At 38.9% G+C, this 10,677-nt stretch carries 14 protein-coding genes; 2 read left to right on the top strand and 12 right to left on the bottom strand.

Annotated elements, in window-relative coordinates; all coding sequences use genetic code 11:
- Positions 1 to 536: 536 nt before the first annotated feature.
- From LS67_RS02395 to rplI, 5 genes are read right to left on the bottom strand one after another with little or no spacing between them, the layout of a single operon-like run.
- The gene (locus LS67_RS02395) at positions 537 to 1,544 is read right to left on the bottom strand and encodes a L,D-transpeptidase Cds6 family protein (RefSeq protein WP_034327312.1); all 1,008 of its coding nucleotides are present in this window, start codon (positions 1,542 to 1,544) and stop codon (positions 537 to 539) included.
- 21 nt (positions 1,545 to 1,565) lie between these two features.
- Positions 1,566 to 2,519 (bottom strand): GTPase Era, encoded by a 954-nt coding sequence (era, locus tag LS67_RS02390; RefSeq protein WP_081953926.1) that lies wholly within the window; start codon positions 2,517 to 2,519, stop codon positions 1,566 to 1,568.
- Between the two features lie 5 nt (positions 2,520 to 2,524).
- Positions 2,525 to 3,841 carry an HslU--HslV peptidase ATPase subunit gene (gene hslU, locus LS67_RS02385; RefSeq protein ID WP_407081058.1) on the bottom strand — a complete coding sequence of 439 codons (1,317 nt, stop codon included), beginning with the start codon at positions 3,839 to 3,841 and terminating at the stop codon, positions 2,525 to 2,527.
- 24 nt (positions 3,842 to 3,865) lie between these two features.
- Positions 3,866 to 4,408 (bottom strand): ATP-dependent protease subunit HslV, encoded by a 543-nt coding sequence (gene hslV, locus LS67_RS02380; RefSeq protein WP_034327314.1) that lies wholly within the window; start codon positions 4,406 to 4,408, stop codon positions 3,866 to 3,868.
- 2 nt (positions 4,409 to 4,410) lie between these two features.
- Positions 4,411 to 4,860: a 50S ribosomal protein L9 gene (rplI, locus tag LS67_RS02375; protein ID WP_034327315.1), complete on the bottom strand. Its 450-nt coding sequence runs from the start codon at positions 4,858 to 4,860 to the stop codon at positions 4,411 to 4,413.
- Positions 4,861 to 4,914: 54 nt separating this feature from the next.
- Here rplI and LS67_RS02370 point away from each other — a divergent pair, with 54 nt between their 5' ends.
- On the top strand, positions 4,915 to 5,631 hold the full coding sequence (locus LS67_RS02370) for a YgjP family zinc-dependent metalloprotease (protein WP_034327316.1): 717 nt from the start codon (positions 4,915 to 4,917) through the stop codon (positions 5,629 to 5,631).
- A complete protein-coding gene (locus tag LS67_RS02365) occupies positions 5,628 to 5,954 on the top strand; it encodes a hypothetical protein (RefSeq protein WP_034327317.1) in 327 nt (108 codons plus the stop codon). The genes LS67_RS02370 and LS67_RS02365 overlap by 4 nt, the downstream gene beginning before the upstream one ends.
- On the opposite strand, the gene hisG is transcribed toward LS67_RS02365, so the two are convergent.
- The 7 genes from hisG to LS67_RS02330 form a co-directional block, all read right to left on the bottom strand.
- Complete coding sequence (gene hisG / locus LS67_RS02360) at positions 5,944 to 6,561, bottom strand: ATP phosphoribosyltransferase (protein ID WP_034327318.1); 618 nt, start codon at positions 6,559 to 6,561, stop codon at positions 5,944 to 5,946. The genes LS67_RS02365 and hisG overlap by 11 nt on opposite strands.
- A gap of 53 nt (positions 6,562 to 6,614) precedes the next feature.
- Positions 6,615 to 7,235: a type III pantothenate kinase gene (locus tag LS67_RS02355; RefSeq protein WP_034327319.1), complete on the bottom strand. Its 621-nt coding sequence runs from the start codon at positions 7,233 to 7,235 to the stop codon at positions 6,615 to 6,617.
- A 2-nt stretch (positions 7,236 to 7,237) separates the two neighbouring features.
- On the bottom strand, positions 7,238 to 8,263 hold the full coding sequence (locus LS67_RS02350; protein WP_236096325.1) for a plasminogen-binding protein: 1,026 nt from the start codon (positions 8,261 to 8,263) through the stop codon (positions 7,238 to 7,240).
- Between the two features lie 3 nt (positions 8,264 to 8,266).
- Positions 8,267 to 8,935, bottom strand: a complete 669-nt coding sequence (locus LS67_RS02345) for a hypothetical protein (protein ID WP_034327320.1) — start codon at positions 8,933 to 8,935, stop codon at positions 8,267 to 8,269.
- A 15-nt stretch (positions 8,936 to 8,950) separates the two neighbouring features.
- A complete protein-coding gene (gene dut, locus LS67_RS02340; RefSeq protein WP_034327322.1) occupies positions 8,951 to 9,391 on the bottom strand; it encodes a dUTP diphosphatase in 441 nt (146 codons plus the stop codon).
- A complete protein-coding gene (greA, locus tag LS67_RS02335; protein WP_201274011.1) occupies positions 9,391 to 9,885 on the bottom strand; it encodes a transcription elongation factor GreA in 495 nt (164 codons plus the stop codon). The genes dut and greA overlap by 1 nt, the downstream gene beginning before the upstream one ends.
- 65 nt (positions 9,886 to 9,950) lie before the next feature.
- A complete protein-coding gene (locus tag LS67_RS02330) occupies positions 9,951 to 10,628 on the bottom strand; it encodes an HAD family hydrolase (RefSeq protein ID WP_034327323.1) in 678 nt (225 codons plus the stop codon).
- Positions 10,629 to 10,677: the final 49 nt, after the last annotated feature.

Raw genomic sequence — 10,677 nt, 5'->3', positions numbered from 1 at the left:
CCTTATTTAAAGATTCTTATAAGATTTATCAAATCTCACTTCTTTTAGAAACTTTGCCAAAGTATATTAGAATAAGAAAGACATTAAAGCAAATAAGTAGCATTTACTTATTTGCTTTAATGTCTTTGTGATACTTACTTATCTTTGCTTTACCTACCTTTTTTTCCTTACCTTACTTCACTTTGACTTTGTTTTTATATAAACTTGTTATATTATAAAACTACTCCACAAATGCTTTTATCCTTAATATTTAGAATAATCTACTCCATAGAAATGGCTTTTAATAAGGATTTAGAATCTAGCTTAGGCAATCCTTGAAAACGAGTAAAAACAATAAAGATAAAGCACAAGTAAAAGCATTAAGGAATCTAGGATAAATGGCTATTATTCTAAGAATGATGATAAAGTCATAAGGAGAATGATTAAGTGCAGTGGCAAAACCACAGAGCCACACTTATATATTTATCCCCTTTTATTTGAAATATACCGCTCACGCACTTAAAAAACTTTTTGTGAAAGAAAGATTCTATCTCATCTTACCTCTCACTTAGAATCTTCATCTTGCCATTTTCTACGACTACATACATATCTTTCTTGCCATTTGAGTTAAAGCTTGGTTTGCCATTGAGAAATGCCTTATAATCCTGCATAAAGCTTATGCGATACATATTGCGGTGCTCCTCATTTGGATAAATCGAAACATTTATATGTGAAATGTGTATGCTCTTGCTCTCATTCTTAGCAAAAATAAGCCTTTTATGCTCCTTAAATGCCTTGAAGCTCATACCATCTGGGCGATAGAAATTCTGCTCATCATAAAAGCTTAAATAAGTTTGCAAGTCGCTTTTTTGCCACACATTTTTCCATTGATACAAACTAGAGAGCACAATAGCAAGTTCATCGGTATTTGTTGGCTTAAACTTATCCTCATAAGTAATTAACATCGTTTTTTGCCAATCAATAAGCTTGTCATATTTTTTTAGAATCTCATTATCAATGGCGATACACCCGCGCGTATTAAGCTCTTCCCTATCACCATTAAGTGGTAAGCCGTGTATCCAGATTCCCCCGCCTGTCTTTTTCAAAGATCTATCATACACATTAGGATAGCTTGTAGCAAATGCGAGTGGTCCATAATATTGATCTAACCCCGTTAAACGCGCGTTCAAATCATATGAGCCAATGGGTGTGGTTAAATCGCCCTCTTTTTTCTTATTCCCCTTACCCTTTGCCACAAGCGCACTTGAAGTGCCAAGCTCCTTTAGCTTTGCATTTTGCAATTCATAAAGAGTGAGTGAGGGCATACTCTTGTTTGATACAAACAAAAATTTCATATCCTCAAAATATCCATATTCTGTGCTATTGTCCTTCAAATATTCCGCCCAATACTCCTTGTTGAGCAGATATTCCTCGAGTATGCCTTCCACCGCTCCTATACCATTTTTTTTGTATTCATTGACAAGCTTTAGCATTTGCGCATCAATACCAAACACGCTTGAGAACCCCACAGCTACGCACAAGAGCCATTTTACTAATGCATTCATTCTTCACTACTCCTTTTTGCATTATTCATTAAAATCATATCCAATTTTTTTCAACACATCTTTTTGTTTGCTCCAGCCTTTTTGCACTACCACATCAAGCTGTAAAAACACATTCTTGCCACTAAAAACCTGCATTTTTTCTCTCGCACCTATGCCTATGCGTTTGATGCTTGAGCCCTCCTTGCCAATCACAACCGCCTTTTGACTATGCTTTTCTACAATGATATGCGCGTGGATTCTATCAAGCTTTTGATTTTCTTTGAAGCTTTTTATCAGCACATCGGCTTCATATGGAATCTCATCGCTAAGATTCTCAAAAAGACTTTCCCGTATCATTTCTTTATAAATTTCTTTAAGATTTACAGGTGTAAGTAACTCTTCATCATAAAAAAATGGCGCAAAAGGTAAGTGCATAGCGACTTGACGCAAAATATAATCCCTATCAAATCCCTTTTTCACGCTTATAGGGATAAGCTCAAGAAAATACGTATCATAGGCTTGATACTGCGCGATTTTTAGCAAAAGCTGCTCCTTGCTACAAGTATCACTTTTTGTTAAAAGCAGTATGTGTGCCAAACCACCACTTAGGCGCAAAAATTCCTCATAATGCGCCACCTCATCGCTCACAGGCGCGAGATAAAGTGCCAAATCACAATCCCCCATAGCCTTTAGGGCTTGTGAAAGCATATACTGATTCAAAAGCTTTTCATTATGATGAATACCCGGCGTATCCACAAACACAATCTGTGCGTGCAATGGAGGATATGGCACAATCATTTGCATTTGTTTGCGCGTGGCATTTGCCTTGTGTGATACAAGCGCAACCCTCTCTCCCAAAAGTGCATTAAGCAAAGTAGATTTTCCCGCATTTGGTCTGCCCAGTGTAGCGACAAACCCCGCACGAGTATGCGAATCCTGTGCCTTATGCTTTGGTAGAGGCTCTAGCGTAGGTTTTGAAGTATGTGTGGATTCCATAGATTCTAAAGTATATATCGCGCTAAATCAACATTCTCTACCAAATCCGCCAACGCCTCACGCACCATTTCACCACTTATCTCTACTTCCTTGCCCCTGTATTTATCCACATCAAAGCTAATATCCTCCAAAACTCGCTCTATGGTCGTGTGTAGTCGCCTTGCACCAATATCCTCTGTGCGCTCATTTGCATTATGTGAAAGCCGAGCCAACTCTCTAATCGCCTCATCGCTAAATTCAAGACATATATCCTCTGTATCAAGTAAAAGCTGATATTGCCGCAAAAGAGAACTTTTTGTTTGGGTGAGGATTCTATATAAACTCTCCTCATCAAGTGTGCTTAACTCCACGCGCAATGGAAATCTTCCCTGCAACTCCGGGATTAAATCACTCGGTTTGCTAAAATGAAACGCTCCCGCCGCGATGAATAAAATATAATCTGTCTTAATCTGCCCATATTTAGTATTGACGACACTTCCCTCTACGATAGGGAGCAAATCCCGCTGTACACCCTCTTTGCTAGGGTCTTGCCTTGAGCTATCTTTATGCCCAAGTGCCACCTTATCAATTTCATCGATAAAAATCACACCGCTTTGCTCTGCTCTCCTTAGCCCCTCCGAGCGGATATTCTCCGTGTCAAGCACAGATTCTGTTGCTTCATTTGTGAGGGCTTCTTTCGCCTCTTTCACACTCATTTCTTTCTTAACTTTATCTTGCGTAACATTGAGCACTTTGAATATAGATTCTTGCATTTTAACCATATCCGGTGGGAGATTATCATCACTGATATTTTGTTTTTTGCTTATCTCCACTTCTATCATCAAGTCATCGACTTCACCCTTAATTACGCGCTGCTTCATTTTCGCAAAACTTATATCATACTCGCTTTTTTTCGCATCACTCGCGCCACTTGGCAATGGTGGGAGCAGTTTTTGAGTAATTTTTTCGATGATATAGTCATTAATTTGCGCCTGTGCTTTTTGTCTATGCTCATTTTCGACAAGATTTACACTTGCAAGGACCAAATCCCTTACCATAGATTCTACATCTCGACCCACAAAACCCACTTCTGTGTATTTACTCGCCTCAACCTTCACAAAGGGCAATCCCATCATTTTTGCCATTCGTCTTGCAATTTCTGTCTTACCCACACCTGTTGAGCCAATCATAAGAATATTTTTTGGCGTAATCTCCTCCTGCACCTCTTTATCGAGCTTCATTCTTCTATAACGATTTCGTAAAGCAATGGCAACTGCCTTTTTTGCCTCATACTGACCGATGATGTAGCCATCAAGGTAGCTTACAATTTCTTTTGGTGTCATATTTTCTTTCATATACACTCCATTTTATAATTCCAAAATCTTAATCTGCGTATTTGTATAAATACATATCTCCCCTGCGATACGCAAAGATTGCTCAACAAGCTCCTTTGGTGCTAAATTGCTATGTGCATTTAATGCCCGAGCCGCACTTAATGCGTAATTCCCACCACTGCCGATAGCAGCGATTTGTCCATCTTCTGGCTCTACCACATCGCCACTTCCGCTTAAAATAAAGATATGCTCTTTATTAAGCACTATCATCATCGCTTCTAATTTACGCAGATATTTATCGCTTCGCCACTGCTTTGCAAACTCCATTACACTACGCACCAAGTCGCCCTTGCGCCCTTCCAAAATGCGCTCAAATGTATCAAAGAGGCTAAACGCATCGGCGGTGCTTCCAGCAAACCCACTAAGAATTTGCCCATTGTAAAGGGTGCGGATTTTTGTCGCATTCCCTTTTAATACACAATTTCCAAAGGTTACCTGCCCGTCTCCGCCAATAATTGCGCATTGTTTGCCATTATATTCGCCCCGAAAGCCAAGTATGGTAGTCGCCTCAAACATATTTATTCCTTAATGGATTTTATTGTAAGCTTGAGAGTTGCATTGATACTATGCCCCAATTTTACTTGCACTTCAAATTCCCCTGTGTGCTTTATGGCTTGAGGTATGTCAATATGCTTTTTATCAATCTCTATCTTGTGTTCGCTCAAAACCACAGCAATCTCATCTTTAGTAATTGAGCCAAAAAGCGTATCGTTCGCACCCACTTTTTTATGCAAAGTGAGTTTTAAAGATTCTATACTTTGTTTAAGTTGCTTGAGTTCTGCAATCTCTAGTGCCTCTATTTCTTGCTGTTTTTTGATTTGTGCTTTATATTTGTTTATTACCTCATTTGTTGCGCGCTGTGCCTTACCCTTAGCAATAAGAAAATTTTGACCATAGCCATCTTTTACCTCAACAATTTCTCCTTTTTTGCCACAACCCTGCACATTTTCTAAAAGCAAAACTTTCATATTTTCTCCATTTTGTTATAATGGGCGAAATTATAACTCAAAGTAGCCACATTTATGTTAAACATACTGCAAAAAACTTATCCAAATGCCCTATCAATCCACATTCAACACAAAAATATAGCCTACCCGCGCATTGTGATTAAAAACAATCTCTCTATGTATGTGCGCGTGCCACTACATTTTTCACATACGCGTTTGCTCGACTTTGTGATGAATAATCACTTGTGGATAGAATCCACACTGTATAAACTTAAAAACAATCGTATCAATTTACAAACTTGCCTAGAAAATCACAACAATCAAATACTTATTTTTGGCAAATGGTATAAATTGCATCAAATCCACACCTTATCCCCTCAAGCACTCAATTTAAGCCCCAACACATTAGATTCTATCCCAAAGACTTCTTCACTACAAGCAAGGCTTAAGGCTTTACTTTTTGCCTACATTAGCATCAAGGTAGATTCACAAGCAATGCTTATGGGCTTAGAATATCGCTCGGTGAAAATCACTCAAGCCCTATCACGCTTTGGGAGTTGTAGCGGTAAAAACCGCCTCTGCTTTTCCTTTATGCTAATTTTTGCCAAACAGACATTAATTGATTATGTGATTATCCACGAACTAGCCCATATCGTGCATAAAAATCACTCTAAAGCTTTTTGGAATCTTGTGATACAATACTGCCCTGATGCCAAAATATTGCGCGAAAATTTGCGACAAGAGGCTAGAATCTACCCCGCACTTTTACAATATCTAAAGGAGCTAGAATGAAGAATATTCTATGGAGTGTATGTATAGCTGCGAATCTATTTGCCGGAGAATGGGTGATGTTTTCAGATGGCAAAGACACCTATATCTACTCGCAAAATAGCGGAGAGATTTATATTCGTCATCATTTGGGTAAGAAAAATTATGAAGATATATTTGTCAAAATGCCCCGCGGTATGCTTCCTAATGAGATAAATAAAAATCAAGCAGCCACTGCACCCACCACACCAATGGCACCCACTAAACCAAACACAAATGCACTTAAAGATTTTCAGCTCGAGGCACTCAAAAAATCCCAAGAGATACTACACTCTGCTATTGAGTAGCTGTAATTTTTTTAAGCTCATTATAGAGAGCTAGAATCTGCTCCTTCTTTTCATAAAAGCTATTGTTATTAACCACAAGATACGCACTAGATTCCATAATCACTTCATCAATTTTAAGATTATTTTGCGCCATAGTGCTGCCAGTCTCCACAATATCTACAATCGCATCGCTTAAACCCACAAGCGGGGCTAACTCAATCGAACCATAGAGTTTCAAAGATTCGATAGACACAGCTTTGTTTGCAAAATATTTGCGCGTGATATTTGGCATTTTTGTCGCAATCTTTAACTTTGGCTTTTGATAATCTAGACTCTTTCCTACAGGTGAGCCAACCACAACCTTACACTTGCCAAAGCCAAGATTCAAAAGCCGCACGATATTAGCCTCTTGCTCCTCAATCACATCTAGTCCCACAATCCCCACATCAGCCGCCTGATGAAAGACATAGGTCGGCACATCTTGACTACGTACAAGCAAAAAAGTAAAATCATTATGTTCTAAAATTAATTTCCTATCGTCAAAAACAAAATTCCCACTATAAAGTCGTTCAAATAATGCTAAACTCTCTTGTGCTATGCGCCCTTTAGGCAAGGCTATTTTTATCATTTTTCTCTCCTTTCTCTTTTAGAATCTTCCAAATTTTTTAAAGTCTAATTCGCTCATATATGCTTTTGTAAGACTTTTTGCATACCCTTAAACACGAGCGTATTATCATAAATTGCGTTTTCAAAAAAACGTGCAAAAAACTTGCCATCACCCCCTGTGAAATACAATTTCTTTGTGCGTGAGGTATTTTTAATCATTAAAACCACGCTTTTAAGCACACCAAAACTTATGGCATCTGTCGTGTTTTGAGGGAGATTTGCTAGATTCACAGCCATTTCTATACTGCGGTCTAACACGGGCGAAATCTCCGCATACATCTTTCTATATGCCTCCAACCCGGGCATAATATAGCCACCGATATGTATGCCTGAATCCATCACATCAATCGTCATCGCGCTACCCGCGTCAATAATCACTCCATCATCAATCGCCCTGCACGCTGCCTTTCTATCCACGCCTAAGCCTGCATATCCGCTCTCTACCTCAATATGCCCACCTACATTTATACAATAGGGGTGCGAGGCAAGCAGACAGCGCTCAAATCGCTCATTCACGCTAATATAATAAATAGGAATATCGCTTCTTTTTTTTGTGAGCGAATATGGCTTTTCTTTCCATATCTTGCCATTATGGTAAAAATGCAAAAAAGTATTGCCTATATCACACAGAAGCATTATTAAAACCTCTTATATACTTTATCATAAAATATCGTATTTCGATTATAAAAAAGGCTTTTTTTCTTAGACAGATTATGCTTATATACCATAGGGGCAAAATCATCGAAACTTAAAGCGATGAGATAACCACCCTTTTCGAGCGTATAAAGCGTATTGTCTGCAATCACAATGCCACTTAGCACCGCAAAAGGCAGTCGCACCTTACGCAAGAGTTTCAAAGTATGATCAAACTCTAAAATCTCCCCCTCAATGCTAAGCACATATACCTTATTATCATAAAACAACACATCACGCGAATCTATATCATATTTAAAGCTCCTATCATCGATAATCGCACTCACTCTCTTTGCAGTCGCCGCCAAGAGATAATTATCTTTCGCATACATATAAATCACATTACTAAAAAACTTGTCACTTACGATTAAAATATCTTTAATAATCTTATTTTGTGCCTTATCATAGACAAGAATCTTTCCTTCCAAATCAGGAAAAATAACATACTTATCGCCAATTTGCGGTGAAGCAATATAGGAGTTTATCGCTAGGACAGGCGAAAGTTTTTGAGAGAAAAGCTCTTTTTTTTGTGCTATATCATAATAAACTATGGTGTTATCAATCAGCACCAAGGCAAGTTCATTACCCTTAATATCAGCAGAGAGCGCACATTTATCAAAAGGTATGCTTTGTAAAAAATCGTGTGCAGATTCCATAATCAAAATTTCCCCACACCCCTTTTGCAACACATAAGTGTTTTTATCCTCTGCTAAAAATTTATGATTAGATTCCAAAATAATAGGTGTGATGCCACGTGTATAGCTCACTAGCGTATTGTCTTTAAGTATTGCGCCCTCACGCGTAGCACTCTTTATGGGTGCGCTCAACTTGTCGCTAAAATTTACCTTGCCACTAATGATTTTAGGCTCAAAATGTTTTTTCGAGCTACAACCAGATATGATGAAAGCGCACACGCAAGTGCAATAAATGAGATTTTTAAAAATCATATTTTTGATATATTTTTGCGACATCAATTACTCTCTTTTTGACGATACGCCCAAATGCTTTAGACTCACAGCCTCTGCCCAAAATAGGCTATTTTCAGGTATAAGCATAAGCTTTTGATGAGCCTCATCTGCTTTATTAAAAGTAAAAAGCAAATACGCTTCCTGTAAAAGGGCAAGATTTCTTAAACCCCTTAAACTCGTGTGCTCAAGCATTGCAACGCGATTTTTCAAAGCTTCAGAATCTACATTAGAGCTTATCTCACCCGATGAAGCAGTATGAGATTCTACAAACGCGGTTGCTTGTAGAGAAGCTACCTCATAAGCAGCCAAGGAGCGCACAAAGGAATTATTAGAAATTGCTAACTCTTTGTAAGTCTCTATATCATTATCTGCATTAAAAAAGCGATACATATCATACAACTCCGGGCTTTTGTTTTTGAGCGTAGCTAATGCCTCCTCATCACTGCTATTGATGAGGATCTTTGCATACGCACTTGTCGCTTCATCTGCGCGTTTAGATTCTATATATCCGCTCACATACCAGCCTAAGAGCGCGCATACAGCAAGTGCAAAAATCGCTATGAAATACTTGCGATATCGCTTCCATAAAATCTCCAGCGCAAACGCACTCTCTAGAATCTTCTCATCTCTATCAAAAGATTCTTTGACATTTTTTAAATTTGATTGCAAACTCATTTATTCTCCTTTATATCACTTCACACCAGAAGAGCCAAAGCCCCTGTCTCCGCGCTCACTTTCCTCTAGATTCTCCACTTCGATAAAAACCGCTTGAGTTACCTCGCTTATCACCGCTTGAGCAATTCTATCACCCGCACAAATATGAAAATCCTCATCGGCGTGATTGACAAGAATTACCTTAATTTCTCCACGATAATCACTATCAATCGTGCCAGGGGTATTTAACACAGATATACCATTTTTGAGTGCCAAGCCACTGCGTGGGCGCACCTGCACTTCAAAGCCAGATTCTATTTCAAAAGCTAAGCCCGTTTCGATGAGTGCTCTACTTCTCGCACCCAATACAAAATCCTTGAGTGCGTGTAGATCAAAACCAGCAGCCTGTGCGCTTTGATAGCTTGGAATAATGGCTTTTTGATGAAGTTTTTTGATTTTGATATAAGCTTGTTTCATCACTCACCTTTAAAATTAATCTCTCTATAAAAAACTTCTAAGATTTCAAATTCATTCTCACCACTCGGTAGCATTATACTTACCTCATCACCCTCTTTTTTGCCAATGAGAGCCTTTGCGATAGGTGAAGACACAGAGATAAGCCCCCTAGATGGGTCGCTCTCCATTGAGCCTACCAATGTATAGACAAACTCCTTGTCAGTATCAAGATTCACAATTTTCACACTTGAGCCAAAACTTACTTTGTCGTGTGGCAAACTCGCGGGATCAATAATTTGCGCATTTGCCAACATCTGCCCTAACTCGTTTATACGCGCCTCAATAAAGGCTTGTTTCTCTCGTGCAGCGTGATATTCTGCATTTTCTTTTAAATCCCCGTGGCTTCGTGCTACATCGATTTCCACCACGATACGCGGACGCTCCACTTCTTTAAGATTCTTAAGCTCTGCGCACAGCTTCTCATAGCCATAATTCGTCATTGGTTCTGTCGCCATTACTCCTCCCAAAAATCATAATTTACAATAAACCTACCATTTTAGCTAAAGTAAAAAAACAAGGGCTAAATACTACATTTTTGCGCAATATAACGCACGGCTTCAAGTGCGTTCTCGCATATGAGTGCATTTTGGGCTTCTAGGCTTTTTCTATCGCCAAAGCCACACAGCACACCCACAGATTGAATCTGCGCATTTTTAGCAGCACAAATATCAAGCGAAGTATCGCCCACCATAAAGATTCTATCCTGCGCTATGCCCCTTTGCGCAACGCGTAAATGCTCCAACATCTTTAAAATGGGTTCAGCATCGGGCTTGGGGCGACTCACAGATTCAATACCAATAATACCATCAAAATACTGCCACACACCGAGCTTTTCTAATAGAATCTGCGAAAAATCTCCGCGCTTTGTTGTTACGACACCAAGATACGCAAAGTCATAAGCCTCAATCACCGCTTCTTTTGCGTGAGGGATTAAATGTGTGCCAGCCTCCATAAGAGTGCGGTAGCAGATTCTATAATGGCGCACATATTCATCAACTTCTGTATGCAATACACCATTTTGCATAAACATATTTTCTAAAGTATGCCCGATTGTTTTAATTACTTCCTCACGACTTGGAGCGACTTTGCCCATACTCTTATATGCCTCGCAAAAACTCGCATAAATCGCCTGTGTAGAATCTACAAGTGTCCCGTCCAAATCAAAAAGCACAATGGCATTTTTTGCCTTATCTTGCATCTGTCTATCCTTTGTTATTTTTGAAAGGCAGTATTATAATATTTTTAGA

Origin of the sequence: Helicobacter sp. MIT 03-1616, assembly GCF_000765685.2 — a bacterium.
Taxonomy (GTDB): Bacteria; Campylobacterota; Campylobacteria; order Campylobacterales; family Helicobacteraceae; genus Helicobacter_C; species Helicobacter_C typhlonius.
The sequence above is the reverse complement of the archived record's forward strand: the minus strand, read 5'-3'. Positions and strand labels throughout refer to the sequence as shown.